At 71.7% G+C, this 26,305-nt stretch carries 24 protein-coding genes, 2 tRNA genes and 1 pseudogene; 10 read left to right on the top strand and 17 right to left on the bottom strand.

The window, feature by feature from the left end:
• Window positions 1–24: 24 nt before the first annotated feature.
• Window positions 25–1,214 (bottom strand): annotated as a pseudogene (locus tag M8C17_RS24050) (epoxide hydrolase family protein).
• 261 nt (window positions 1,215–1,475) lie between these two features.
• On the opposite strand from M8C17_RS24050, the gene M8C17_RS24045 reads away from it, so the two are divergent.
• Complete coding sequence (locus M8C17_RS24045; RefSeq protein WP_252418853.1) at window positions 1,476–1,733, top strand: hypothetical protein; 258 nt, start codon at window positions 1,476–1,478, stop codon at window positions 1,731–1,733.
• 89 nt (window positions 1,734–1,822) lie between these two features.
• On the opposite strand, the gene M8C17_RS24040 is transcribed toward M8C17_RS24045, so the two are convergent.
• Window positions 1,823–1,935: transfer RNA gene (locus M8C17_RS24040), tRNA-OTHER, on the bottom strand.
• A gap of 696 nt (window positions 1,936–2,631) precedes the next feature.
• On the opposite strand from M8C17_RS24040, the gene M8C17_RS24035 reads away from it, so the two are divergent.
• Window positions 2,632–3,123, top strand: a complete 492-nt coding sequence (locus tag M8C17_RS24035) for a hypothetical protein (RefSeq protein WP_252418852.1) — start codon at window positions 2,632–2,634, stop codon at window positions 3,121–3,123.
• A gap of 616 nt (window positions 3,124–3,739) precedes the next feature.
• Here M8C17_RS24035 and M8C17_RS24030 read toward each other — a convergent pair.
• Window positions 3,740–3,823 (bottom strand) — tRNA-Tyr (locus M8C17_RS24030).
• A gap of 149 nt (window positions 3,824–3,972) precedes the next feature.
• Here M8C17_RS24030 and M8C17_RS24025 point away from each other — a divergent pair.
• The 3 genes from M8C17_RS24025 to M8C17_RS24015 all read left to right on the top strand — a co-directional run bounded on the left by M8C17_RS24025 (window position 3,973) and on the right by M8C17_RS24015 (window position 7,282).
• Window positions 3,973–4,467 (top strand): YajQ family cyclic di-GMP-binding protein, encoded by a 495-nt coding sequence (locus tag M8C17_RS24025; RefSeq protein ID WP_252418850.1) that lies wholly within the window; start codon window positions 3,973–3,975, stop codon window positions 4,465–4,467.
• A gap of 191 nt (window positions 4,468–4,658) precedes the next feature.
• On the top strand, window positions 4,659–6,080 hold the full coding sequence (gene chrA, locus M8C17_RS24020) for a chromate efflux transporter (protein ID WP_374558994.1): 1,422 nt from the start codon (window positions 4,659–4,661) through the stop codon (window positions 6,078–6,080).
• Window positions 6,081–6,220: 140 nt separating this feature from the next.
• Complete coding sequence (locus M8C17_RS24015) at window positions 6,221–7,282, top strand: HupE/UreJ family protein (protein WP_308209583.1); 1,062 nt, start codon at window positions 6,221–6,223, stop codon at window positions 7,280–7,282.
• Between the two features lie 16 nt (window positions 7,283–7,298).
• Here the strand turns inward: M8C17_RS24015 and M8C17_RS24010 are convergent, their stop codons facing one another.
• The gene (locus tag M8C17_RS24010) at window positions 7,299–7,658 is read right to left on the bottom strand and encodes a metalloregulator ArsR/SmtB family transcription factor (RefSeq protein WP_252418849.1); all 360 of its coding nucleotides are present in this window, start codon (window positions 7,656–7,658) and stop codon (window positions 7,299–7,301) included.
• Window positions 7,659–7,724: 66 nt separating this feature from the next.
• Between M8C17_RS24010 and M8C17_RS24005 the strand changes: the two genes are divergently transcribed.
• Complete coding sequence (locus tag M8C17_RS24005; protein WP_374558991.1) at window positions 7,725–8,774, top strand: cation diffusion facilitator family transporter; 1,050 nt, start codon at window positions 7,725–7,727, stop codon at window positions 8,772–8,774.
• Between the two features lie 111 nt (window positions 8,775–8,885).
• Window positions 8,886–9,272, top strand: a complete 387-nt coding sequence (locus M8C17_RS24000) for a glyoxalase/bleomycin resistance/extradiol dioxygenase family protein (RefSeq protein ID WP_252418847.1) — start codon at window positions 8,886–8,888, stop codon at window positions 9,270–9,272.
• 236 nt (window positions 9,273–9,508) lie between these two features.
• Here M8C17_RS24000 and M8C17_RS23995 read toward each other — a convergent pair whose 3' ends face one another.
• From M8C17_RS23995 to M8C17_RS23955, 9 genes are all read right to left on the bottom strand, one after another.
• On the bottom strand, window positions 9,509–10,768 hold the full coding sequence (locus tag M8C17_RS23995; RefSeq protein WP_252418845.1) for an MFS transporter: 1,260 nt from the start codon (window positions 10,766–10,768) through the stop codon (window positions 9,509–9,511).
• A 145-nt stretch (window positions 10,769–10,913) separates the two neighbouring features.
• A complete protein-coding gene (htpX, locus tag M8C17_RS23990) occupies window positions 10,914–11,789 on the bottom strand; it encodes a zinc metalloprotease HtpX (RefSeq protein WP_252418844.1) in 876 nt (291 codons plus the stop codon).
• Between the two features lie 121 nt (window positions 11,790–11,910).
• On the bottom strand, window positions 11,911–13,407 hold the full coding sequence (locus tag M8C17_RS23985; protein WP_252418842.1) for a proton-conducting transporter membrane subunit: 1,497 nt from the start codon (window positions 13,405–13,407) through the stop codon (window positions 11,911–11,913).
• Complete coding sequence (locus M8C17_RS23980; protein ID WP_252418841.1) at window positions 13,404–14,912, bottom strand: NuoM family protein; 1,509 nt, start codon at window positions 14,910–14,912, stop codon at window positions 13,404–13,406. The genes M8C17_RS23985 and M8C17_RS23980 overlap by 4 nt, the downstream gene beginning before the upstream one ends.
• A 55-nt stretch (window positions 14,913–14,967) precedes the next feature.
• Entirely contained in the window at window positions 14,968–16,905 is a 1,938-nt protein-coding gene (locus M8C17_RS23975) for an NADH-quinone oxidoreductase subunit L (RefSeq protein ID WP_252418840.1), read from the bottom strand.
• The gene (gene nuoK, locus M8C17_RS23970) at window positions 16,902–17,270 is read right to left on the bottom strand and encodes an NADH-quinone oxidoreductase subunit NuoK (protein WP_252418839.1); all 369 of its coding nucleotides are present in this window, start codon (window positions 17,268–17,270) and stop codon (window positions 16,902–16,904) included. The genes M8C17_RS23975 and nuoK overlap by 4 nt, the downstream gene beginning before the upstream one ends.
• Window positions 17,267–17,830: an NADH-quinone oxidoreductase subunit J gene (locus M8C17_RS23965; RefSeq protein ID WP_252418838.1), complete on the bottom strand. Its 564-nt coding sequence runs from the start codon at window positions 17,828–17,830 to the stop codon at window positions 17,267–17,269. The genes nuoK and M8C17_RS23965 overlap by 4 nt, the downstream gene beginning before the upstream one ends.
• A 37-nt stretch (window positions 17,831–17,867) precedes the next feature.
• Window positions 17,868–18,491, bottom strand: a complete 624-nt coding sequence (locus M8C17_RS23960; protein ID WP_252418837.1) for an NADH-quinone oxidoreductase subunit I — start codon at window positions 18,489–18,491, stop codon at window positions 17,868–17,870.
• Between the two features lie 87 nt (window positions 18,492–18,578).
• Entirely contained in the window at window positions 18,579–19,007 is a 429-nt protein-coding gene (locus tag M8C17_RS23955) for an ester cyclase (RefSeq protein WP_252418836.1), read from the bottom strand.
• Between the two features lie 120 nt (window positions 19,008–19,127).
• On the opposite strand from M8C17_RS23955, the gene M8C17_RS23950 reads away from it, so the two are divergent.
• Entirely contained in the window at window positions 19,128–20,183 is a 1,056-nt protein-coding gene (locus M8C17_RS23950; RefSeq protein WP_252418835.1) for a glutathione S-transferase family protein, read from the top strand.
• 122 nt (window positions 20,184–20,305) lie between these two features.
• Here the strand turns inward: M8C17_RS23950 and M8C17_RS23945 are convergent, their stop codons facing one another.
• Window positions 20,306–21,268, bottom strand: coding sequence for a complex I subunit 1 family protein (locus M8C17_RS23945; protein WP_210917475.1), 963 nt, complete (start codon window positions 21,266–21,268; stop codon window positions 20,306–20,308).
• Window positions 21,268–22,071: an NADH-quinone oxidoreductase subunit C gene (locus M8C17_RS23940; protein ID WP_252418834.1), complete on the bottom strand. Its 804-nt coding sequence runs from the start codon at window positions 22,069–22,071 to the stop codon at window positions 21,268–21,270. Before M8C17_RS23940 ends, M8C17_RS23945 begins: the two co-directional genes overlap by 1 nt.
• Window positions 22,072–22,189: 118 nt before the next feature.
• Between M8C17_RS23940 and M8C17_RS23935 the strand changes: the two genes are divergently transcribed.
• Window positions 22,190–23,236 carry a glucose 1-dehydrogenase gene (locus M8C17_RS23935; protein ID WP_252418833.1) on the top strand — a complete coding sequence of 349 codons (1,047 nt, stop codon included), beginning with the start codon at window positions 22,190–22,192 and terminating at the stop codon, window positions 23,234–23,236.
• 16 nt (window positions 23,237–23,252) lie between these two features.
• On the opposite strand, the gene M8C17_RS23930 is transcribed toward M8C17_RS23935, so the two are convergent.
• On the bottom strand, window positions 23,253–24,569 hold the full coding sequence (locus M8C17_RS23930) for a DUF2252 domain-containing protein (RefSeq protein WP_252418832.1): 1,317 nt from the start codon (window positions 24,567–24,569) through the stop codon (window positions 23,253–23,255).
• Window positions 24,570–24,656: 87 nt separating this feature from the next.
• Window positions 24,657–25,238 (bottom strand): NADH-quinone oxidoreductase subunit B, encoded by a 582-nt coding sequence (locus M8C17_RS23925; protein ID WP_252418831.1) that lies wholly within the window; start codon window positions 25,236–25,238, stop codon window positions 24,657–24,659.
• A 136-nt stretch (window positions 25,239–25,374) separates the two neighbouring features.
• On the opposite strand from M8C17_RS23925, the gene M8C17_RS23920 reads away from it, so the two are divergent.
• A partial coding sequence (locus tag M8C17_RS23920) for a hypothetical protein (protein WP_252418830.1) occupies window positions 25,375–26,305 on the top strand: 931 nt, incomplete at its 3' end.

Below are 26,305 nucleotides of genomic sequence, written 5' to 3'. Positions count from 1 at the left end.
CCCACGAACGGAGCGGACTCAGGGCTAGCGCAGCGGCCGGAAAGCGGCCCGCACCTCGGTGGAGAAGATCTCCGGCTGCTCCCAGGCGGCGAAGTGGCCGCCCATGTCGGCCTCGCTGAAGTACGCCAGGTTGGGGTAGACCGCCTCGGCCCAGCTGCGGGGGGCAGCCCAGATCTCGTCGGGGAACGTCGTGAAGGCGACGGGGACCGAGACCGGCGGAGGAGTCTGGCCGGCGGCAGCGGCGGCGGCCTGGGTCCGTCCGGCTTCCCAGTACCAACGGGCGGACGAGGCGCCGGTGCCCGTCAACCAGTACAGCGTGATGTTGTCGACGATGTTGTCCCGGCTGAGATTGCCCACGGGCGTGCCGTCGACGAACGCGCGGGACATCTTGTAGTAGCTGTCGGTGTCGTGGTCGAGCATCCAGGCCGCCAGCCCGACGGGTGAATCCAGCAGCGAGTAGCCGATCGTCTGCGGTCGGGTGGACTGCTCCAGGAAGTAGCCGAAGCCGTCCTTCATGAACGTGTTGAGCGCGTCGTGCGCGGCGCGCTCCTGCTCGGACCCCGCCGGCAGCTTGTCCTTGATACCGATCGCCCCGGCGAGCAGGTTGAGGTGGATGCCGAGCAGCCCCTCGGGGGCCTGGCGGCCCATCGCGTCCGTGACGGAAGCACCCACATCGCCCCCCTGGGCGACGTAGCGCGTGTACTCGAGGCGGCGCATCAGCTCCGCCCACGCGCGTGCCATGCGGGCGGAGTCCCAGCCGACCTCGGTCGGCTCGCCGGAGAAGCCGTAGCCGGGCAACGAGGGCAGCACCAGGTGGAAGGCGTCCTCCGCCCGTCCGCCGTGCCCGGTCGGGTCGGTGAGCGGGCCGACGACCCCGAGCAGCTCGACGACCGAGCCCGGCCAGCCGTGCGTCATGATCAGCGGCAGGGCGTCCTCGTGCTGCGACCGCACGTGGATGAAGTGGATCTCGACGTCGTCGATGACGGTCGTGTACTGCGGCAGGGCGTTCAGCTTCGCCTCGACCGCGCGCCAGTCGTGATCGGTGCTCCAGTAGCGGCCAGCTCCTGGACCGTCGCCAACTGCACGCCCTGGGAGCGATCGTTGACCAGCTCCCGGGTTGGCCAGCGGGTCGCCGCGATCCGGCGACGCATGTCGGCGATCACTTCTTCCGGTGTGTCGAGCCGGAAGGGTCGGATTTCGTTGTCGCTGGACATGTTCTCCACCTGCCGGATCGGGTCGACCAGCGCAGCGGCGCCGGCGGGGCTGGCACGCGCCCAGTTTCGCACCGGCCCGGCGACCGGCGGACCGGAACGCGGTTTCAGGCCTGGGTCCGGTCCGAACGCGACCGCGGACCCCGACCAGGGAAATTGCACCGTTCAAGGTGGCGGATTTCGGGGCCGTGCAGCGCCGTCGGGCCGAACGGGCCAACCGCGGTTGGTCGGTTTCGGGTCGCGCCGCGCGGGAACGAGGCTGCCATGTCCGAGCCCATGGAGGAGCGTGCGAAAGATGCGGTGCGCGACGTCCATCGGGCCGCCATCCGGCACCAGGACGACAGTCTGCACCAGTCGGCGGTGGAGATCAGCCGCATGGCGGGCGAACTGGGGCACGACCCGGGCCCGATCGAGGATTGGCGGCCCTGCCCGGTGTGCGGGGCAGAGCCGGGGGCGAGCTGCATCCGGGTGCCGGGGCACGACATGGTCGACGGAGCGCACCCCGAGCGGACTACGGAGTAGGACGCGGAGAGGGGAGCGACCGCCAGCCCTGGACTCACGAAAACGGCCCCGGAGTGCGTTTCCGCAGCTCACGAGGCCGTTTGTGCACCTGGTGGCGGGTAGAGGATTCGAACCTCTGTAGCTTTCGCGACGGATCTACAGTTTTGCCCGTTATCAAGGTCATCGATGAAAGTCCGGGCACGTCAGGGCCGCTTTACCCTCCCGTTGGACGGCTCGGCCTCCCCCGCGTGCCCGTTGCGTGCCCCTCCGGAATGATCTTTGTTCTTCCGTGCCCGGTCGAGGAAGGCGGCCACCTCGGCATCCCGGCCATCGACAGCTCGGGCGTAATGGCGAGTCGTGACGCTGGCGTTGGAGTGACCCAGCCGGCGGGCGGCGACCAGGACGCCATGAGAATCAGCCTAGCCCTTGGCGGTGTTGCCCTTGGCGGTGTGCGTTGCCGAATTCCGCTCTATCAGATCAAGGCGGCCCGCAAGCGGGCCGCGCCGGCCCGGCCCCGGCCTGCTGGCGACCTCCGGCCGGCATCGGCCGGGCCGACCGCCCACGCTGACGGGACATAGGAGCACCAGAGGGCGAGGCGGAACGATCGCCGGACAGGTCAGCCACGTTTGAGGGCTGGGGCGATCGGCTGCCGCGCAGCGCAGCTGCTTGCCCTCGAATTCCTCCCGGTCCCGGTCCGATCCCATCGACGGGAAGCACCAGGGCGTACTTCATCCCCCGGATGCCCGATCCTCTACGCCACCCGCCCAGCGTCAAGGGCGCTGCGCGTCGGCAAGCCGATGGCCTACGGCCACCCTTGACCCCGACCGAGCGCCGCAGTTTTGGCACCGGTCGGGGGATGGCAGCAGAGCGGCGACGAGCCGAGTGCCGACGCTTGGGGCTCGCCTCCTACTGTCCCAACGTGGGATACGACATCGGCTTCCTCATGCCAGGCCAAGACGATGACCGCTTGAGCGACGAGCTGCCGCTGCTCCAACTCACGAACGAACAGGAGGCTGCCTGGCGGCGGATCGTCGCGCGGGCACAGCAGGAGATCGGCGCAGCCGGCGAAGATCGATACCCGACGCACCTTGAGTTGTGGCTCCAAAACCCCGCCATGCAGCTCTGCTACGCCGGCAACTCCGCGTCCATCGAAATCCCCTACCGATACACAGCGACCGCAGCCAGCGCGCATGCTGCCATCGCTACCGCGTACGCCCTCGCCCGCATCGTGGAGGCCGAGACAGGGATGCGCGGCCTCGATTACGAGGTGAACCAAGCAATCCAGGACAACGACCTGCCGCGGGCGGTGGCCCGGTACCGGGGCATCGGACAACACGTTCGCGATCTGGTGACGGGGCAAGGTCCGGACAGCAGATCATCGGACCGTCATGGGCCGTCCACGGGCCAGTAGCCACGGGGCTCAGCGGTCACGAGCGGGCACGAGACGCAACCGGGCTCCCCGTCCCGACCTGGCGTTTCGGGCATCGCGACCCCTTGATCGCGCTCTTCCAAACTGGCGGGGCCTCACGACCTCTATTCGCGCCCGACCCCGGTGCACCCGATCACGCGCGGCTGGGCCAAGGCTAGAAACAGCATGAACGCATAGGGCGGATCTTTCACTGTCACCCTGCCCAGCCGTACGAGTTCCGTCCCGCAGTCCCGAAGTCGCTCCACGGCCTCCTGCAGCCCGATTGTCGGTTGGCCTGTTCGCCGGGTGTGCCGCTCGCGGCGCCGATAGATCGCCTCCAGGTGCGATGCCGGAATTCCGTCATCCCAGATGACAAACTCAGCGCCCTGGAGCAACGCCCGCCGGCACGCGCGATGCGCTGGTACGTCATCAACAAGGGCGCTCAGAAGTTCGTCTCGCGTCACCAACTAGCTCCCGTCTGGGCCGCGCCGCAGCTCCAGGACGTGCCCGCTACGTGCCCGATCGGCCGGAGGATGAGGGACAGCAGGGGTCAACCGTCGCACGAGACGACGAAGGCCCCCAACCTGCGTTTCCGCAGCTCAGAGGCCTTGTCATTGCCTGGTGGCGGGTAGAGGATTCGAACCTCTGTAGCTTTCGCGACGGATTTACAGTCCGCTCCCATTGGCCGCTCGGGCAACCCGCCAGGGCACCCCACCGCGTCGCAACGCGGCGGCGGAAGCAAGGATAGCGGCTCACCCCGGCACCGGTGCAACCGGGTACGGTCAGGGGGTCGTGCCGCTGGTCGGCGGCCGACGGAGGGCCCAGACCGCCGGACAGCAGGAGTGGAAGCACATGGCAGCGAACCCGTCGTTCGACATCGTGAGCAAGGTTGACCGCCAGGAGGTCGACAACGCCCTCCGCCAGGCGGAGAAGGAGCTCTCGACGCGGTTCGACTTCCGCGGCACCGGTGCGGAGATCTCCTGGTCGGGTGAGGAGGCGATCGGCCTCCAGGCTGAGACCGAGGAGCGGGTGCGCGCCGCGCTGGACGTGTTCAAGGAGAAGCTGGTCAAGCGGAACATCTCGCTGAAGTCGCTGGACGCCGGCGAGCCGCGTCCGTCGGGCAAGATCTTCAAGATTGACTGCAAGGTCATCCAGGGCATCGAGGCGGACAAGGCCAAGGCGATCAGCAAGAAGATCCGCGACGAGGGCCCCAAGGGCGTGCAGGCTCAGATCCAGGGCGACCAACTGCGGGTCACCGGCAAGAAGAGGGACGACCTCCAGGCGGTCATCTCGCTGCTTAAGGGTGAGGACTTCGGCGTCGCCCTCCAGTTCAACAACTACAGGTAAGCCGTCGCCCTCGTGCCGGACCAGAAGGTTCGTCACGCCTTGTGACCTGGGCAGGCGCAGTGGCCACGGCTCAGCGTTGGTCACTACGGCCGGGCGTTCGACGGTCTGGCGGCACTGGTCATCTTCGCTGGCTTACCACTGCCACCCTTTCTTCCCTACCAACTGGGTAGACTTTGCGGGATACTCCCCGGATGGCCGAGGTGGCGGATGTCGGGGCCGATGGATTGCGCCCGTCGAATGTCGGCGGGTGGGCGCCTGAGCGCGACGTTGTGCCCCTGCGGCGAGCGGTCCGAGCCTGGTTCTTGATCTCGTTGCAGACTTTCGGTGGCCCGGCTGGGCAGATCGCGGTGATGCAGCGGCACCTGGTTGACGATCGGCGGTGGATCGGTCAGCGACGGTTCCTGCATGCGTTGAACTACTGCATGCTGCTGCCCGGGCCGGAGGCGCAGCAGCTCGCCATCTACGTGGGATGGCTGCTCAACGGCATGCGCGGTGGGTTGATCGCGGGCACTTTGTTCGTGCTGCCGGGCCTGGTCGCGCTGCTGGCACTGTCCGCGCTGTACGTCGGGTTCGGTGCGACCCCGATCGTGACGGCGCTGTTCGCTGGGCTCGCCCCGGCCGTGGTGGCGATCGTGGCCCAGGCGGTGTGGCGGGTCGGTAGCCGCGCTATGGGCAACCGCGCGCTGCTCGGGTTCGCCCTGGCGGCGTTCGTGGCCTTGGCGGTCTTCGGTGTGCCGTTCCCGGTTGTCGTCGCCCTGGCCGCATTGGCCGGCTGGGCAGTCCATCGGTGGCGTCCGACGTACCTCACGGCGGCCGTACATGGTGCTGGCGGGAACGATGGACCTGCGCCGTTGATCCCGGACGACGCGCTGCACCATGGTCGACCGACGGGCCGACGGGCCGCAATCGTCCTTGCGGTGGGGTTGTTCGCCTGGCTCGTTCCGGTGGCCGCGGTGGCGGCGCTGACCGGTGTCGGCAGTGTCTTCACGCAGCAGAGCCTGTTCTTCTCCGGCACTGCGGTGGTGACGTTCGGCGGCGCGTACGCGGTGCTCGCCTTCGTCGCCCAGCGGGCGGTGGAGGACTACGGCTGGTTGACCGCCGGGGACATGGTTCGCGGTCTGGCGTTGGCCGAGACCACGCCGGGTCCGCTGGTCATGGTTGTGCAGTTCGTGGCGTTCCTGGGCGCGTATCACAACCCGGGCACCCTCAACCCATGGGTTGCGGGTGTGGTCGGCTCGCTGCTGACGACCTGGGTGACGTTCGTGCCGTGTTTCCTGTTCGTGCTGCTTGGCGCGCCCTACGTGGAGCGACTGCGCGACAACCACACTCTGTCCGCCGCGCTGACGGGGATCACCGCCGCCGTGGTCGGAGTCGTCGCCAATCTCGGCCTGTACTTCGCCGCGCACACGCTGTTCGCCCGACAACACCTCGTGACCACCGGCCCTCTGCACGTGGAGCTGCCCGACCTGGGCAGTTGGCGCCCCGTGCCGCTGGCCATCGCCGCTGTCGCGGCGGTTCTGGTCTTCGGCCTCCGCTGGTCGGTTCTGCGCGTCCTGGCGGTCAGCGCGGCTCTGGGCCTCGCTGCCGGTCTGCTGGGTCTTCCCGTGTCCTGACCCGGTTCACCCAGCGCGCCGCTTCGGGAACGAGGTCGTGGTGCCGGGGTCACGGCGGGAACTGAACGGGACGACCGAACGACCAATGGAGGACGTGCAGGCTTGGGCGTGCGGTGGTCGGCGGAGGAGAGGCTGGGCGGATGCTTGCTACGGCGCGACGGGGTGCGATCGTGGGTGCTGTGGTGACGGCCACGATGCTGGCGCTTCCAGGGGCAGCGTGGGCTCACGGTGTCGGCGGATCAAGCGAAACCATCGGCGGATTCGTGTGGCTGGGCACAAAGCACATGCTCGCCGGTTGGGATCACCTGCTCTTCGTCGGCGGCATCCTGCTTCTTGCCGGTGAGATCCGACGGGCAGCCAAGCTGATCTCCCTGTTCGCGCTCGGGCACAGCGTCACGCTGTTCACCGCGACGGTCGCCGACTGGCACGTCAACCCGGTCCCTGTCGATATCGTGGTCGCGCTGAGCCTGGTCTTCCTCGGTCTGGTCGGCCTGCGGGGCAGGCCGAAGAGCTGGACCTGGTTCGGCGGGGTCGTGCTCGCCTTCGGCCTCGTTCATGGGCTTGGCCTAGCCACCCGGTTGCAGGACGTGGGCCTGCCCTCGGACGGACTGATTCCTCGGGTGCTGGCCTTCAACCTGGGGGTCGAGATCGGGCAGCTGATCGCGGTGGTGGCCATGTTCATGATCGGTGACGTGCTGCGCCACTACATTCCCCGCCTGCGCGATGTGCGCCTGTCCCACGGCGTGCTGGTCGCGGCTGGCGTGGTCGCGGCGGCGGTGCTGGCTGTCACCTCCGGCGGCGAGGCACTGCGACCGATGCAGGCCGGCGCTCAGGAGCAGGGCAGCTGCGAGGTCCGCAACCGTACGGAGACGTTCCCGTTCGGCAGCTCTCACCCGATGAAGGACTTCTTCGAGCCTGGCGAGACTGTGCCAGCCACCTCGTTCGGGCACGTCATCGGCGACGGCTTCGTGATCGTCAACTACCGACCGGATCTGCCCACCGACCAGCTCGCCCAACTGCGTGCTTTCGTCACCGACCCCACCGCCGGTCGCGTTGTCGGCGGTCCCGCCCCCGGTCAGACCGAGGCGGTCAAGGCAGTCCACGCGTACGGCACCGCTGCCTGCGACACGGTCGACGTCGACGCCGTCCGGCAGTTCACCCGCGACTGGTTCGCCGACCCGCGCTCCAAGCCTGTCGACTAGGTCTCCGCGCTCACGTTCAGTCGTGCTCCGGTAAGCCGGTCACCCGGTGCGACGCGGCGTGCAGGACCTCGGTCACCAGCCGACGGACGTGGCCGCCTCGGACGCCATAGACAGCGCGACGGCCCTCCCGTCGCATCGTCACCAGCCCGGCCAACCGCAGCTTGCCCAGGTGCTGCGACACCGCCGGCCGCGCCACTCCCAGCGCAGTCACCAGCGCTGTCACGTTGTGCTCGCCCTCGACGAGCATCCACATCAACCGCAGCCGTGTTCCGTCGCTCAGCATCCGCAACATCTCCGTCGCCGCCTCCACCTGATTATCGGCAGGGAGTCGTTGTTGCAGGTCATTCGCATCTGCAACGTTGTCGCGTGCGTACATGAGCACATATTATCGCCGTCGGCAGACGGCCCGGATCGTCCGTGCCGCACGGGGTAGGGGGAACCGGTGGACGACCAAGAGCACGGACACGACCACGACCACCATCCCGGCGGCGGTCACCTCGCCTCCTGGTGGCATCGGCTGCGCCACGTGTTGATGCCGCACTCGCACGACTCACGCGCGAAAGTCGATCCCGCCCTTGAATCCTCCCGTGAAGGGCTACGCGCCCTCTGGATCTCCCTGGTCGGTCTCGGGATCACGGCTGTCGCCCAGGCGGTCATCGTCGTGCTGTCCGGATCGGTGGCTCTACTCGGTGACACCCTGCACAACGTCGCTGACGCTCTGACCGCCGTACCGTTGGGGATCGCCTTCCTGCTCGGCCGCCGGGCCGCGACCCGCGCCTACACCTACGGCTACGGCCGTGCCGAAGACATCGCCGGCATCATCATCGTCGTCGTGATCGCCGCCTCCGCCGTCGCCGCCGCCTGGACCGCCGGTACGCGGCTGCTACACCCGGCCGAGGTGACACACCTGCCCTGGGTGGCCGCCGCCGGCCTTGTCGGGTTCATCGGCAACGAGCTGGTAGCCCGCTACCGCATCCGTGTAGGCCGGCGCATCGGCTCCGCCGCCCTGGTCGCCGACGGCCTACACGCCCGCACCGACGGCTACACCTCCCTCGCGGTCCTCGCCGCCGCCGGTGGCGCCGCCCTCGGTTGGCACTGGGCCGACCCTGTCGTCGGTCTGGTCATCGCCGTCGCCATCGCCTTCGTCCTGAAGGACGCCGCCCGCGAGGTGTACCGACGCCTCATGGACGCCGTGGACCCCGCCATCGTCGACCAGGCCGAGACGACGCTCCGCACCATCGACGGCGTGCGGGACGTCGCCGCGGTGCGGATGCGCTGGATCGGCCACCGCCTGCACGCCGAAGCCGAGTTGGTCGTCGACGCTCGCCTCAGCCTCGTCGCCGCCCACGAGATCGCCGCCGACGCCGAGCATCAACTCACCCACGCCGTACCCAGGCTGACGAGTGCCACCGTGCACACCGACCCCGACAGCCACCCCGGCGGGCATCACCACACGGACCTTTCCCACCAGCGCCGCCAGCGCCCGAGCTGACTCTCTCCCAGATCCCCGCGACCACCTTCACCGGCGGATGGGGAGGTCCGCTTCGACCAGCCTGGCCTAGCCGGACAGCGCGGGCCACCGCGACCTCCTATGGTGGTACGTATGTTCGATACGGCGCTCGTCAATCTCTACACGTCCGACATCGAAGCGGGGATCCGCTTCTACCGGGACCTGCTGGGGTTCACGGAGACGTTCCGGACTCCCACCGAGGGGGTCCCGGAGCACGTGGAGCTTCGGCTCGGCGGCTTCACCGTCGGCCTCGGCACGGTCGAGGCGGCCAGGAGAGCCCACGGTGTGACGGCGGAGCCGGGCAGGCCAGCCATGGCGCTGGTGGTGTGGACACACGACGTCGACGCGGCCTTCGAGAGGCTGGTTGCCGCTGGTGTGTCTGCGATCCAACCGCCACACGACGCCGGCAACGGTAACCGCAACGCCCTGCTGCGCGACCCGGACGGCAACCTCGTGGAGATCGTCGCCAAGGTCGGGTAACGCGGCCGGGACCGCGACGTGGAGCGGCGCCGCGGCCCGGATTCCGGCCTACCGGCCCGGGCCGCCGGCGAGCTCGCTGAGGTGGAGGCGCGGCTGGCCGACCTCACGGCCGGCCGGGACACGCTGCGGGCGGAGATCGGACTCGGGCTCCTGGATGTCGGGGCATCCTCGTCAGCGGGACACCCCGACATCACGGACGTCGAGTCGATCAAGCCAGGCTGCGGCGCGCGGACGGCTCAGACCGTGACGGGTTCGTCGGTGCGTACCGACGCGGTTTCCGCGCGGGCGATGGGCCCGGAGGGAAGCGCGGCGACCACGGCCCCGACGGCGACCGACGCCCCGGCGAACAGGAACGCCCACGGCACGCCGCCGGCGTGGTCCACGATCAGGCCGGCCACGGCGCCGCCGGCGGCGCTCGCCGCCACCGACATGGTGACCACCCAGGTGTACGCCTCGTTCAGCATGCCGGCCGGCGCGATCCGCCCGACGAGGGTGTTCTCCAGGGTGAGTGCGGGCGCGATGGTGGCCCCACCGATGACCAGCGCGATGCCCAGCGCCAGCGGCGTGGGCATCACCGCGAACACCGCGAAGGTGCCGGCGAGCGCGGCGAGCAGCATGGCGAACTGCCGGGTCATGTTCGGCGACGGCCTGCGGACACCGAACCAGAAGCCGCCGACCGCGCTGCCGATCCCCCAGACCGCCAGCAGGATCCCGGCGAGGCTCTCCGGGTCGTCGGTGGTGTAGCCACCGGCGTACGCCGGGACGATCACTCCGGCGGCGCCGAACGCGACGCCGAGGCTGGACACGCAGACCAGCAGGGCCGGGAAGCCGCCGACCCGCAGCGGGCCGAGCCCTCGGGCGTGGTGTTCGCGCGGGTGCGGGCGCCAGTCGCGCATCACCCGGCCGAGGGCCACGGCGGTGGTGCCGGCCAGGGTGACCACGGCCGCCCCGATCAACGCGGCGGCAGCGTCGGCGAACAGCACGAAGCCGGCGACGAGCAGCGGGCCGAGCACGAAGACGATCTCGAACAGGGAGGTCTCCGCGGCCAGCGCGGTGTTGCGCAGGTGGTACCGGTTGGACCCGGGGCCGGTCAGGTCGTTCCACGCGCCACGGATGGCGGCGGTGAGCGGTGGGTAGGTGGCGCCGGCGATGCCGGCGGCCAGGTAGATGACGGGAAGGGCGTCGTCGCCCGAACGGCTGGCCAGCAGCAGCCCGATGAGCGCCAGCGGGTGCGCCACGGCGGTGACCAGCAGCACCGGGCTCGGGCCGACCCGGTCGGCGATCCGCCCGGCCACCGGGCTGAGCGCCGCACCTGCGACGGCGTAGATGCCGCCCGCGACGGCGGCGAGCGCGTACCGCCCGGTGACCTGCTCGACCACCAGCAGCAGCGCCAATGGCGTCATGCCGATCCCGAGCCGCCCGATGATGCCGGTGACCAGCAGCATCGGCGCCCCGGGAATCCGCCAGACACCCAGATACTGGCGCAGTGCGGCCACCGTGAACCTCCCGAGGATGTAATGAGCGTGAGCCTCTTTGACCCTAACGCCACAGGGTCGGTGGGCAGTATCGGATATCTCCCGACACAGCGCTCCGCCCGTACCCGGATGCGACCGGGTACGGGCGGAGGCGGATATCAGCGGGTCAGCGCTGGAACTGCACCGGACCCGCGTTGGCGGCCATCTGCTCCAGCCGGGCGACCCGGTCCTCCATCTTCGGGTGAGTGGAGAAGAGCGCGGCCATGCCGCCGCCCCGGAACGGGTTGGCGATCATGAGGTGCGCGGTGCTGGTGAGCTGGCCCTGGGCCGGCAGCGGGCGTCGCCGTGCCACCGCGTCGATCTTGCGCAGTGCGCTGGCCAGGGCCAGCGGGTCACGGCTCAGCTCGGCACCCGAGGCGTCCGCCTGGAACTCCCGGCTCCGGCTGATCGCCAGCTGGATGATGCTGGCCGCGATCGGGCCCAGGATCAGGGTGAGCAGCAGCACAGCCGGGTTCGGCCGGTCCTCGTCGTCCCCGCCACCCAGCGGGATGAAGAAGGCGAGGTTCGCCAGCAGGGTGATGATGCTGGCCAGGCCGGCCGCCACGCTGGAGATCAGGATGTCCCGGTTGTAGACGTGTGACAGCTCGTGCCCGATCACACCGCGCAGCTCGCGGTAGTCGAGGATCTCGGTGATGCCCTGCGTCACACAGACGGCCGCGTGCTCCGGGTTACGACCCGTCGCGAACGCGTTGGGCTGCGCGGTCGGGCTCACGTAGAGCCGTGGCATCGGCTTCTGAGCCTCAGCCGCCAACTCCCGCACCATCCGGTACAGCTCGGGGAACTGAGCCTCGCTGACCGGTTGCGCCCGCATCGAGCGCAGCGCGAGCTTGTCGGAGTAGAAGTAGGAAATGCCGTTCATGACCAGCGACACGAGGACGGCGATGACCAGTCCGCCACTGCCGCCGAACCAGTAGCCCACCGCGAGGATCAGCGAGGTGAGCAGGCCCAGCAGGGCGGCGGTCTTGAGACGGTTGTGGTGCACGATCACTCCTTCGGTGCACGGATCGCCGGGATCCGCTGACCGGTGTAACAACCCCGTACCCGCCAACCATCCGTCTCAACGCTGAGAGTTGACTGAGACCTGCCGGTGCGGGTCGGCCGGGTCAGCGGCCGGCCAGGTCGAGCACCAACTGCGGGGCGACACCGAGCACCACGGCGGCCACCGTGGCCACCGCCAGCACCACGGCCACCACACCCACCAGGGGTACGGCCACCGCGCCGCCCGACAGCGTCGGGGCCGGCGTGGGCGTCGCCGCCGGTGCCCAGAGGCCGGCGGTCACCCGCAGGTAGTACGCGAGGCCGATCACCGCGTTCACCGCCACCACCAGCGCCAGCCAGGCGGCGCCGCCGTCCAGCAGCGCCCGGACCACGGTCACCTTCGCGAAGAGCCCCGCCAGCCCGGGCGGCAGACCCGCCAGGCCCACCAGGGCGAGGCCGAGCGCCGCACCCCGCCACGGGTGCCGCCTGGCCGCCCCCCGCAGGTCGTCGAGCGTGCCGCCGTCCGCACCCGCCGGGCGCAACGCGGTCACCCCGGCGAACGCGGCCAGCTCCAGGACCACGAAGAAGACGGCGTACGCCACCGCTGCGGCGTACGCGGCGTCGCGGGCCTCACCGGTGCGGCCGGCGGCCAGCGCCAGGGCACCCAGCGGAGCGAGGATGTAACCGGCCTGCGCGACCGAGGACCAGGCCAGCAGCCGGACGGTACGCCGCTGGCGCAGGGCGACCAGGTTGCCGACGGTCATGGTCAGCACCGCCAGCAGGGCGAGCACCGGACCGGTCTGGTCCGCAGGCAGCGCCCGCTGCACCACGGCGAGCAGCGCCACCACCCCGCCCAGCTTCGACGCCGTCGACAGGTACGCGGCCACCGGCAACGGTGCGCCGTCGTAGGTGGCCGGCGCCCACGCGTGGAACGGCACCGCCGCCACCTTGAACGCCAGCCCGACCAGCACCAGTGCCACCGCCGCGACGGTCAGCGGCAGGTTCCGCAGCTCCGGTCGCTCGGCGAGCACCGCGCCCAGCCGGTCCAGATGCAGCCCGCCGGTCACCGCGTACAGCAGCGCGGCGCCGAGCAGGGTCAGCGTGGTGGCCACGACGCTGACCACGAAGAAGGTGACCGCCGCCTCGGCGCTGGCCAGGCTCCCCCGGCGCAGGCCCACCAGCACGTACAGCGGCAGGGTCAGCGTCTCCAGGGCGACGATCAGGGTGATCAGGTCGCCGGCCGCGCCGAGCACCACGCCGCCGGTCATCGAGCAGGCGAGCAGGAAGCAGTACTCACCCACCGGCGACCGCCCCGCCCGCAGCGCGGGCACGGACAGCCCGAGCACGCCCAGCGTGAGCAGCGCCACCACCGCGCCGACCAGGGCCGCTCGACCTCCGAAGATCCAGGAGCAGTCGGCGCCGACGCAGAAGGTCCGCCGCTCCGCGCCTGCGCCCACCAGGGCGGCGCCGACCGCGGTGCCGAGGGCACCGAGCGCGGCCACCACGAGCGTGGCGCGCGGCCGCGCCAGCAGCAGGTCCGTGATCAGCACGAGCACGGCGGTGCCGGCGGCCAGGTACGCCGGAAGCAGCGCCACGCTGTCCACGCTCTGCACGGCGTTCACGGGAAGACCACCCCCACGAGGGCGTCGACCGGGCCTTCGGCGACACCGAGGACGAGCGCCGGGGCCAACCCGATGGCCAGCGCGAGCAGGACCAGCGGCACCCACGCGGTCAGCTCCGCACCGGCCAGGCCGGGGCCGACCCGGCCGACCGCTGTGCTCGGCCGGCCGTGCGTGACCTGGCGCAGCAGCCGCAGGAAGTACGCGGCGGTGAGCGCGCCGCCGACGGCGGCCAGCACCCCGAGGGTGGTCCAGAGCGGGCCGCCCACCTGGACGGCCGCGATCACCGCGAACGCCTCACCCCAGAAGCCGGCCAACCCCGGCAGGCCGAGCGACGCGATCGCCGCGAACGCGAGCAGCCCGGCCAGCCGGGGTGCGGTCTCCCGCAACCCGGACAGCTCGGCGAGACTGCCCGTGCCGGTACGGTCCTTCACCGCGCCCGCCAGGAAGAACAGCAGGCCGGTGATCACCCCGTGGGCGACGTTGCCGATCAGCGCCGCCTGGATGCCGGTGGTCGTCAGCGTGGCGACGCCCAGCAGCACGAAACCCATGTGCCCCACGCTGGAGTACGCGATCAGCCGCTTGACCTCGGTCTGAGCGAGACAGACCAGCGAGCCGACCAGGATGGCGGCGACGGCCAGCACGCCGAGCACCGGCGCCGCCCAGCGGGCGCCCTCCGGCGCCACCCCCACCGCCACCCGGATCAGGCCGTACGTGCCCATCTTGAGCAGCACCCCGGCCAGCACGACACTGCCGACCGTGGGGGCCTGGGTGTGCGCGTCGGGCAGCCAGGAGTGCAGCGGCCAGAGCGGGCTCTTCACGGCGAACGCGATCGCGAGCAGGGTGAACGCCGCGAGTTGGGTACCCCGGGACAGGCCGGCCCCACCGGTCAACGCCACCACGTCGGCGGTACCGGCGGCGGCGACCACGACGTACACGCCGACCAGCAGCAGCACCGAGCCGAACAGGGTGTAGAGCGCGAACTTGCGGGCCGCCCGACGTCGGTCGGCGCCACCCCAGCCGGCGATGATCGCGTACATCGGCAGCAGGACGACCTCGAAGAAGAGGAAGAACAGCACCAGGTCCAGGGCGAGGAACGTGCCCAGGATGCCCACCTCGACCACCAGCAGCAACGCGACCAGCGCGCGACCGCTGCCGCCCTCCGGCACCCGCCACAGCGAGTAGCCGCAGCACAGCAGGGTGAGCAGCGCGGTCAGCACCACCAGCGGCCACGAGATACCGTCGACGCCCAGGTGGAAGCGCAGCTCCAGGCCCGGCACCCAGGGCAAATCAAGCTCGTGCCAGGGGCGCACGGCCGGCGCGCCGGCCGACCAGGCGAACCAGCTCCGGTCACCGAACACCAGCGGCACCGCGGCCACCAGGGTCAGCGCCGCCGCGACCGTGCCGACCAGCCGGGCCGCCCGGTCCCGGGGCGTCGCGGCCACCGCGACCGCACCGAGCGCCGGCACCGCCAGGACGGCCACCAGCAGCACCTGCCCGAAACTCATCGAACCGCCTCTGTTCGCGACTGCGGGGCTCGCAAAACCGGCTCACTCCTCGCGCTCACCGGACTCCTCCGATCAGTGCGGCGGCCAGCCCGATCAGCAGCGCACCCGCCAGCACACCGGCGGCCGCGCGGGGCAGCGCCGCCCGGTGCAGTGCGGCCAGCCCGGCACCCAGACCGGACGCGGCCCGCCCGCTGCCCTCGACCGCTCCGTCCACCACCACCTCGTCGCCGGTGCGCGCGACCCGGGCGAGCGCCCGGACGGGGCGTACGACCAGGGTGTGCTGGACGTCGTCGAGCCGGAACGCGCGGGCGAAGACCGGCCGCAGCGGACCCAGCGCGGCCGCCGGGTCGGCGGCCCGGTCCCGACGCCAACCCAGCAGCACCAGCCCCGCCCCGACGAGCAGCAGCGCCAACGGCAGCAGCAGCCCCGGCCCGAGGTGGACCAGGGCGTCCTCCGCGCCTGCCACCGGCACGGTGGCGAACCGCAGGCGGTCGGCGAACGCCCCGAGGAACCCGGCCAGGCCGAGCAGCGCGGCCGGCACGGCCAGGAGCAGCACCGGCCAGCGCAGCAGCGCCGGCGGGTCGTGCGGTCGGACCAGCGGCAGCCGGGGTTCGCCGAAGAAGGCCCGCAGCAGCAGCCGACCCGCGTACCAGGCGGTGATGGCCACACCGGCGAGCCCGGCCAGCCAGACCAGCCAGCCCACCCACGACGGCGCCGGGCCCGTTCCCTCCCGCGCGGCCGCCTCGGCCACCGCGAGCACGCCGTCCTTGCTCCAGAAGCCGGCCAGCGGCGGCACCCCGGCCAGCGCGCCCAGGCCCACCACCGTGCACCAGAAGGTCACCGGCATGGTGCGGCGCAGCCCGCCCATCTCCGACATCAGGGTGGTGCCCACCGCGTGGATGACCGCGCCGGCGGCGAGGAACAGCAGAGCCTTGAACGCGGCGTGGGTGAGCAGGTGGAACAGTGCCGCCGACGGCGAGCCGACCGCCAGCGCACCCGTCATGTAGCCGATCTGGGAGACCGTCGACCAGGCCAGCACCCGCTTGATGTCGTCCTGCGCGGTGGCGGCGAGGGCGCCGAGCAGCAGGGTGATCGAGCCGATCACCCCGAGCACGGTCAGCGTCACCGGCGCGGCCGTGAACAGCGGGTAGAGGCGGGTCACCGCGTACACGCCGGCGGCGACCATCGTCGCGGCATGGATCAGCGCGGAGATCGGCGTCGGGCCGGCCATCGCGTCGGGCAGCCAGGTGTGCAGCGGGAACTGGGCGCTCTTGCCGGCCACCCCGGCGAGCAGCAGCAGACCGGCGGCGGTCAGTGTCGCGGTGGAGTGGTCGTGGGCGAGCACGTCGGCGATCCGGAAGCTGCCCGTCGACACCCCGAGCAGCGCGATGCCGAGCAGGAAACCGACGTCACCGACCCGGGTCACCAGGAACGCCTTCATCGCGGCGGCGGGCGCGCCGGGCAGCCGGCGGTCGTGGGCGATGAGCAGGTACGAGCAGAGGCCCATCACCTCCCAGCCGACCAGCAGCATGAGCAGGTCACCGGCGACCACCACCAGCAGCATCGCGGCGGTGAAGAGGCTGATCTGCGCGGCGTACGGCGGGTAGCGGTGGTCGACGTCGAGGTCGTCGTGCGGGCCGCGCCGCAGGTAGCCGATCGAGTAGACCTGCACGGCCAGGGCCACCGCGGTGACCGCCACCGCGACCAGCGCGGCGGCGCCGTCCAGCCGGACCCCGAGGGTCACCGTCAACCCACCGAGGTCGACCCAGGTGGTCGACGTCTCCCGGGGCCGGTCGACCGTGACCAGCAGCGCGACGGCCAGCGCCAGCGCGCCGGCCGCGCCGGTCACCCCGAGCGCGACGGCCACCCGCCGGGCCCGGTCACCGCCCTCCGCATTCGTGGTGGGATGGCGCGGGGCAGGCGGCAGCAGCAGGCCGAGCAGCCCGGCAACCAGCGGTACGGCGGGCAGCAGCGCCCCCAGCAGCCCGGTCACCGGCCCGCCTCCCGGTCCGGGCCGGCGCTGGCGGCGACGGCTGGCCGCGGTGACTCGGCGGGCTCGGTCAGCGGCACCTCGTCCACCGCCACGCTGGCGCGCAGCCGGTAGAGCTGGAGAACGATTGCCAGCCCGACCCCGATCTCGGCGGCGGCGAGGACGATGACGAAGAGCGCGAAGACCTGGCCGGAGTGCGGCAGCACGGAACGCACGGTGGTGTCCGCGGTGACCAGGATCAGGTTCACCGCGTTGAGCATCAACTCGACCGCCATCAGCACCAGCACGGCGTTGCGACGGCGCAGTACGCCGTAGACGCCGAGGCCGAACAGCAGCGCGGCGGTGACGTACGGGATGACCGGCCTCACCGGCGACCCCCGGTCTCCACGTCGACCCCACCCGGCGCCGCGGTGCGGTCCGCTGCCGGAGCGGGCCGTCCGATGTCGGGCCGGGACAGCACCACCGCACCCACCAGGGCGGACAGCAGCAGCACGGAGAGCACCTCGAACGGCAGGACCCAGGACCGGAAGATCTGCTCCCCCAGCCGTTCCGCGGTGCCCGCCTCGGCCAGCGCCACCGTGCTCCACCGGTACGCGTCGACCAGCAGGACGGTCAGCCCCAGCCCGGCGCCGCCACCGATCAGCGCGGCCGGCCAGCCGGGGCGGTCCAGGTCGTCGGAGGCGCCGATCGGCGCGCGGGTCAGCATCACCGCGAACAGCAGCAGCACCACCACCGCGCCCACGTAGATCAGGACCTGCACCCAGGCCACCAGCTCGGCGCCGAGCACCAGATAGTCGCCGGCCAGCGCGCCCAGGCAGACCACCAGGTAGAGGCCGGCCCGGACCAGGTGTTTCGTGGTGACCACCAGCACGCCCGAGCCGACCGCCACGGCGCCGAGGGCGATCAGCAGCAGATCCGCGCCTGTCACCGGGCCGCCCTCGCAGCGGCCGGCCCGCGTCGCGCCGTCACGACGCCGGACCCGGGTCGGCGCCGGGCTCGGGGCGTACCACCGGCGGGGTGGGTCGTGCGGCCGCGACCTTGCGCGCGGCCGCGGTCTCCTCCTTGGCCGGCTCGCCGTTCGGGTCGTGCGCGGGCGGCGGCGGGACGGTGGCCATCCACTGGCCGAGGTGGTCCTTGTCGTGCAGCAGATCCTTGATGTCGTACTCGGCGTACTCGAACTCCGGCGACCAGTAGAGCGCGTCGAACGGGCAGACCTCGATGCAGATGCCGCAGTACATGCAGAGCGAGAAGTCGATGTCGAACTTGTCGAGCACGTTGCGTTGGCGGGGGCGGGCGGCGCCGGGCACCGCCACCTCCTCCTTGTGCGAGTCGATGTAGATGCACCAGTCCGGACACTCGCGGGCGCAGAGCATGCAGACCGTGCAGTTCTCCTCCGACAGCGCGATCACGCCGCGCGAGCGGGGTGGCAGCTCGGGGGCGACGTCGGGGTACTGCTGGGTGGTCGAGCGGCTGGTCATCGTCTTGAGGGTGACCGCCAGCCCCTTCACCAGGCCCGCGCCGGGCATGCCGCGCTCGCTGGCGCCGCCGGCCGGGCCGCCGTGCTCGCTGGGGTCGCTCATGTGGACCATCCTGCCCTGTGGCCCCGACGCGCGCGACCACCACCCGTGGGTCCGCGACGCCACCCTGGTCGCGGGGAGAACGGACCGCCCGTCGGACTACGCCCCGGGCCTGCCGACGGCCGCCGGGGGCAACATCTCGACGCCGAGCTGCTGCAGCAGCTGGAACAGCTCGTTGCAGCTCCAGACCTCGACGATCCGGCCCGCCCCGTCGAAGCGCAGGAACGTCGCCCCGGAGTAGCTGACCACCTGACCGGTCGGCGGCACCGGCCCGAACTGCCCGGCCTGGGTGCCGGCCGCCCGCCAGTGCACGGCCACCCGCTCGCCGGCGGCCACCACGTCCACGACCTTGTAGCGCAGGTCCGGGAAGGCGGCCCGCCGCTCGCGGTGCCAGGCCAGCGTGGCCTCCGGCCCGGTGCCGCCCAGGCCGGGGCACTCCTCGGCGACCAGCTCGTACGCCGACTCCTCCCGGCGGGCGTTCCACACGTCGGCGATGAAGCGTCGGGCCGCCGCCTCCACATCCGTCATCCCGGCAGGTTAGCCGGCACCGGCCCGACCGCGACCGGGCCGGTGCCGCAGCGCCCGGGTCGCAAGGTCGTGGCGCCCGGGTTGCTCGCAGGCGCGCAGCGCGGACCGGAATCCGCGACGATGGGAACGAGACGGCGACCGGACCGGAGGGGTGACGTGGGCGAGGAAACAGGCGGCAAGTACGTCGAGCCGGGTGGCGAGTTCACCCGGGACCAGCGGTACATCGCCACCCGGATCACCGAGGACGGGCGGGACGGATACCCGGTCGAGCCGGGTCGGTACCGGCTGGCGGTCAGCCGGGCCTGCCCGTGGGCCAACCGTCTGATCATCGTGCGGCGGCTGCTCGGCCTGGAGGACGCCATCTCGATGGCCGTGGCCGGCCCGACGCACGACGCCCGGAGCTGGACCTTCGACCTCGACCCGGGCGGCCGGGACCCGGTGCTCGGCATCGAGCGCATCCAGGAGGCGTACTTCAAGCGGTTCCCCGGCTACGAGCGGGGCATCACCGTGCCGGCGATCGTCGACGTGCCGACCGGGCAGGTGGTCACCAACGACTACGCGCAGATGAGCCTCGACCTGTCCACGCAGTGGGGCGCGTACCACCGTGAGGGCGCGCCGCAGCTCTACCCCGAGCACCTGCGGGAGCAGATCGACGAGGTCAACGCCGTGGTGTTCCGAGACGTCAACAACGGCGTCTACCGGTGCGGGTTCGCGGGCAGCCAGGAGGCGTACGACAAGGCGTACCACCAGCTCTTCGACCGGCTGGACTGGTTGACCGAGCGGCTGACCGACCAGCGGTACCTGGTCGGCGACACCATCACCGAGGCTGACGTGCGGCTCTTCACCACGCTGGTCCGCTTCGACCCGGTCTACCACGGCCACTTCAAGTGCAACCGGCAGAAGCTGAGCGAGATGCCGGTGCTCTGGGCGTACGCGCGGGACCTGTTCCAGACGCCCGGGTTCGGCGACACGATCGACTTCGACCACATCAAGCGGCACTACTACGAGGTGCACCGGGACATCAACCCGACCGGGATCGTCCCGCTCGGCCCCGACCTGTCCAACTGGATCACCCCGCACGGCCGCGAAGCACTGGGCGGCCGCCCGTTCGGCGACGGCACGCCACCCCCACCCCCGGCCGAGCCCGTAAACCCCGCACACACCCCGCTGCGCTGAGCCCTCTCACCCCGCCGATCTTGCACTTTCTGACGTGGATATGCCCCACTTGACCCCATTCGCGGGGGCAGAAGGTGCAAGATCGGCGCGGGAGTGGGGGCAGGGGCGGGGCACGGCCTCCGTTACAGGGCTATGCGCACGGCTGCCGTGAGGACCAGTTGCGCGAGGGAGGCCGGCACCAGCACCAGCCAGCAGAGCCGCTGGAGCTGGTCCTCGCGCAGCCGGGGGTAGGACACCCGGAGCCAGATGATCACGAAGGCCACGGCGAAGACCTTGAGCAGGGTCCAGAGCCAACCCAGCTGGTCGTCGGCGAACGGCCCCTGCCAGCCGCCGAGGAACAGCACCGTGGTCAGCGCGGCGATCACCACGATGCCGACGTACTCGGCGAGCAGGAAGAACGCGAAGCGCAGGCCCGTGTACTCGGTCATGTACCCGAAGACCAGCTCCGAGTCGGCCACCGGCATGTCGAACGGCGGCCGGCGGATCTCGGCCAGCCCGGCGACGAAGAAGATGATCATTGCGGGCGCCTGCCAGAGCAGCCACCACGGCTGCCAGGCCTCGACGATGCCCGAGAGGCTGAGCGTGCCCGCCGCCATCGCCACCGACGCCGCGGCCAGCACCAGCGGCAGCTCGTAGCCGAGCAACTGGGCGGCCCCGCGCAGCCCACCGAGCAGGCTGTACTTGTTGGCCGACGCCCAGGCCGACATGAGCACCGCCACCACCCCGACGCCGACCACGGCCAGCACGAAGAACAGGCCGATGTCCAGCGGTTGCCCGACCAGGTCGTTCGGGCCGAGCGGGATGACCAGCAGCACCAGCAGGTAGGGCACCAGCGCCACCGCCGGCGCCAACCGGAACACCGCCCGGTCCGCCTCACGCGGGGTGATGTCCTCCTTCTGCACGAACTTGACGCCGTCCGCCACGAGCTGCGCCCAGCCGTGGAAGCCGCCCGCGTACATCGGGCCGAGCCGGCCCTGCATGTGCGCCATCACCTTGTGCTCGGCCTGCCCGACCAGCAGCGGCAGGGTGAGGAACGCGACCAGCACACCGCCCACCCGCAGCACCAGCTCCACCCAGAGCGGCATCAGGCCGTACCCCCGTCGTCGTCGGTGCGGCCGCCCCGCGTCGGCGGGTCGGCGGCCGGGCCGGAAGCCGGCTGGTCGGGCGCCGCCGGGCCGTCGGCGGTGCCGGCGGGCCGGGGAGTACGCGCCGGACGGGCCCCCGGAGCGGGCCGCGCGGGTCGGTCACCGGCCGGCCGGGCCGGGGTGCCGCCACGCGGACCCTCCCCCACGCCACCCGCGCCGGCCGGGGTGGGCGTCGTCCCCCACTCGCCCGGCGCCGGCACGCCCGGCGGGCGGATCGGTCGTCGGCCGCCGCCGGCCTCGGACTCGCCCGGTTCCTTCGCGCCCGGCCAGGGCTTGGCCACCCGGGAGGCGAGCACGAACTCCTTGCGCAGCGGATGGCCCTCGAACTCCGGCGGCAGCAGGAGCGGGCGCAGCTCCCCGTGACCGGCGAAGCCGATGCCGAACATTTCGTGCGTCTCGCGCTCGTGCCAGGCGGCACCCGGGAAGACGTCGACCACCGAGGCCACCGTGGGCGCGCCGCGGGGCAGCCGGGTGCGCAGCAGCACGCCGTGCCGCAACCGGGTCGACCAGAGGTGCGCCACCACGTCGAAGCCGTCGGCCAGCTCGTCGACGGCGGAGAGCCAGTCGAAGAAGTCGCAGGCCAGCTCGGTGTCGTCACGGGCCGCGCGCACCGCGTCCGGCCAACTCGCCGGCGGCACGTCGACGGTGGCCCGGGCGAACCGCTGCCCGCCGGAGACCGACGGGGTCGCCTCGACCGGCGCGAGCAGCGCGACCAGCCGAGCGCCGACCTCTTCGGGAGTCATGCCGCTGATCCTATGGCGTCTCCCCCGCGCGGGCCCGGCCCGCGTCGGTCCACCACCGGCACCCGACGATCTGCCGGCTTTGGGGGCGGCACGGCGGTCGGCGGGGAAAGATGAGGGCGTGCGCGCTGTCACTGTGGAACCTGGAGTCGCCAACTCGCTGAGCCTCGTCGAGGATCAGCCGGAGCCGGCGCCCGAGGAGGGCGCCCTCCTGGTCCAGGCGCTGGCGGTGGGGATCTGCGGCACCGACCACGAGATCGTGGCCGGGGAGTACGGCGAGGCGCCGCCCGGCGAGACCCGCCTGATCATCGGGCACGAGTCGTTGGGCCGGGTGCTGGAAGACCCGAGCGGCACCTTCCAACACGGTGACCTGGTGGCCGGGATCGTCCGGCATCCCGACCCGGTGCCCTGCCCCAACTGCGCGGTCGGCGAGTGGGACATGTGCCGCAACGGGCAGTTCACCGAACACGGCATCAAGTCACTGCCGGGGTTCGCCCGCGATCGCTGGCGGATCGAACCCGAGTTCGCCGTCCGGCTCGACCCGGCACTGGCGCGGGTCGGCATGCTGCTGGAGCCGACCAGCGTGGTCGCGAAGGCGTGGGACCACATCGAGCGGATCGGGCACCGCGCCGAGTGGCAGCCACAGACCGTCCTGGTGACCGGGGCGGGGCCCATCGGGCTGCTGGCCGCGCTGCTCGCCGCCCAGCGTGGGCTCGCCGTCCACGTCCTCGATCGTGCGACGTCGGGGCCGAAGCCGGAGCTGGTGGCCGCGCTCGGCGCGTCGTACCACACGGTGCCGGTCAACGACCTGCCCTTCGAGCCGGACGTGGTGATCGAGTGCACCGGCGCGCCGACGGTGGTCCTCGACGTGATGTGCAAGGCGGCCCCGACCGGGATCGTCTGCCTGGCCGGGGTGTCCAGCGGTGGCCGGAGCATCGACTTCGACGCCGGTGCGCTCAACCGGGCGCTGGTGCTGGAGAACAACGTGGTGTTCGGCTCGGTGAACGCCAACCGGCGGCACTGGACCATGGCCGCGCAGGCGCTCAGCCGCGCCGACCAGTCCTGGCTCGAGTCGCTGCTCACCCGGCGGGTGCCGGTGGAGCGGTACGAGGAGGCGTACACGGCTGGGCCGGGCGACATCAAGGTGGTGCTGGAGTTCGACTCCTGAGCGGTGGGTTGGCCGGTCAGATGCCGGGCAGCCGGCCGTTGCGGAACAGGTCCACGAAGAGCTGGTGGTCCTGCCGGGCGCGCACCCCGTACGCGTGCGCGAAGTCCACCAGGTGGCTGACGAAGCCCGACTCGTCGGCGCCCACCACGGCGACGATCGCCTCCTCCGTGGAGTAGTCCACCAGGTCGTGGCTGGACTCGTCGTCGGCGACCGAGTGCATCCGGGCCACCGCCCGGCCGAGGTCGACGAGCACCCCGGTCAGCTCCTCCGGCTCGTTGACGTCGGACCAGTCCAGGTCGGCGGCGTACGGGGAGACCTCCGCGACGAGCTGCCCGGCGCCGTCCAGCTCGGTGAAGCCCAGCCAAGGGTCGGCGTGCGCCTGCAACGCCCGCTGCGACTCGGCGGTCCGGTGGCCCTGGTGCTGGAAGTAGCCCCGGACCGACTCGTCGGTGACGTACCGCGCCACGGCCGGCACCTGCGCCTGCTTCATGTAGATGACGACGTCGTTCTCCAGGGCCTGGGTGTGCCCCTCCAGCAGCAGGTTGTACGACGGCAGCCCGGCCGAGCCGATGCCCACCCCCTTGCGCAGCACCACGTCCTTGATCTGCGCCGCCACCGGGCGCGGCCGTGCCGAGGTGGTGGGCAGGGTGGTCAGGTAACCCTGGAAGGCGGCGAGGACCTGGTCCCGGGTGGCCTCGTCGATCTCGAAGACCCCGTCGCCCACGGAGAAGCGCCGCTCGTAGTTGTCGATCGTCGTCTGGGTGGCGAGCAGGTCGACCCGGGTGTTGAGGCGGGCCTGCTGGAGCACCCGGCGCAGCACCCCGTCGGCGTTTTCCAGGGTGATCGAGCCGATCGCGTCGTCCCCACCGGCGGCGATCGCCCGCAACTCGGTGAGGTACGAGCGGGCGAAGCCGGCCACCAGGTCGCCGATCACCGTGTCGGAGAGCGCCTTGCCGTAGCCGAGCAGCGCCACGCTGGCCGCGAACCGCCGCAGATCCCAGGTGAACGGGCCGACGTACGCCTCGTCGAAGTCGTTGACGTTGAACACGAGCTGCCCGGAGGCGTTCATGTAGGTGCCGAAGTTCTCCGCGTGCAGGTCACCGTGGATCCACACCCGGCTGGTCCGCTCGTCCAGGAACCGGTCGTCGGCAAAGTCGCCGCGCTGGTCGGCGTAGAAGAGCGCGGCGCTGCCCCGGTAGAACGCGAACGGCGACGCCGCCATCTTGCGGAACTTGCGGCGGAAGGCCGCCGGGTCGATCGCCATCGACGCGCCGAACTCTTCGGTGAGCACGTCGAGGATGTGGGCGGACCGCGGGTCCACGGAGTTGCTCATGGTGCGCAGGCTAGCCCGACGCCACCACCCGGGGCGTCAGACGACCGAATGGCCCGTCGGGGCCGACGGGACGGAACGCGTGCCGGGTCAGCCGACGCCGGGTGGGCGTACCGGGGGCGCGGTGAGCGAGTCGACGGAGCGCGGGGCGGAGGCTTCGCGGGGCGCGGTGTCCAGCGGTGAGGCGAGCAGATCCGGGCGGGGCACCCCGCCGACGCCGGACTGCTCGGCGGCGATCTTCTCCTGCAGGCGCAGGATGCCGTGCAGCAGCGCCTCCGGCCGGGGCGGGCAGCCGGGCACGTAGACGTCGACCGGGATGAGCTGGTCGACCCCCTTGGTCACCGAGTACGAATCCCAGTAGGGGCCACCGCAGTTGGAGCACGCGCCGAACGAGATGACGTACTTCGGCTCCGGCATCTGGTCGTAGAGCCGCTTGATCGCCGGGGCCATCTTGTCGGTCACCGTGCCGGAGACCACCATCAGGTCGGCTTGCCGGGGGCCGTGGGCGAACGGGATGACGCCGAGCCGGATGAAGTCGTGCCGGCCCATGCTCGTGGCGATGAACTCGATCGCGCAGCAGGCCAGACCGAAGTTGAAGACCCAGAGCGAGTAGCGGCGCCCCCAGTTCAGCACGAACCGGATCGGCTCTCCGAGCACTGCCGGTAGCTGCACGGCCCCTCCCTCCTGTCACCCACTGGACAGTCAACCACAGGGTCCGGCTGCAACCCGGAGGGCGGTTGACAGCTTCTACAGGGGTACGGCGCGCCGACGACGGCCGCGCCAACGGGGACCCACGGGAGGAACCAGGATGAACACTCGTACCGGACAGCGGGCAGTCGTGCTGCTCGGCTCGGCGCTGGCCGTACTGACCGCGATGCCGGCCACCGCCGCGCTGGCGTCCACCCACGCGCCGGCCTCGGTCTCGGCGGGCCGGCTGGTCCTGGAACCGACCGACGGCGGTTACCGGGGCACCCTGCCGGTGACCATCACCAACCGCAGTCGAGCCGCCGAGTACTACAGCATCCAGGTCACCGAGCCGGTCGCCGGTTCCTTCGACGGGCTACAGCCCACCGGCGCCTGCTTCAACGGCGGCCTCGTGGAGAACCGGCGGGTGATGGTGTGCGGGGTGGACGGGCCGGACCTGGAGCCGGGCGAGCGGCGCAGGCTGGGCGTCACCTTCGAGGTACTGACCGCGCACCGGTCGTACGCCATGATCGCCGGGGGCGGCCGGGTCGAGGTCGTGCCGGGTCACACGCAGCAGGTGGCCGACGGCGAGAACTTCAGCGCCCGGTTCCGGGGCACCGACGGATCGCTGGACCACCCGCGGCCGTACGTCCAGGACACCGTGGCGAGGGCCTCGCTGACCTCCGACACGGCCGCGCTGACCCTGACCAGGCAGGCCGACGGGACGTACGCGGGCCGGCTGCCGGTGACCGTGCGCTACGCCGGCGACGCCCCCCACGACTACCTGGCGGTGCGGGCGGTCCTGCCCGCCGGGGTGGAGATCGCCGGCACCGATCCGCAGGACTCGCCGAGCTTCGGCGAGTGGTTCGACGTGCCGGGCGGACGGATGGGTGTCGGCGAGGAGCGCACCTTCGCCGTCCTGTTCCGCGCGCCGGCCGACACCACCGCCGGTGACCTCGGAACCGTCGGGCTCACCGTGAGCACCCGGTACGGGGCCGACGAGGTGGCCGAAGCGTCGCCGGCCGACAACAGCCTCCAGGTCACGCTGAGCGCCA

The sequence above is a fragment of the Micromonospora sp. RHAY321 genome, from assembly GCF_023896955.1.
In the GTDB taxonomy this organism is placed as follows: domain Bacteria; phylum Actinomycetota; class Actinomycetes; order Mycobacteriales; family Micromonosporaceae; genus Micromonospora.
Note: the sequence above shows the minus strand (reverse complement) of the source record. Positions and strands in the feature narration are given on the sequence as shown.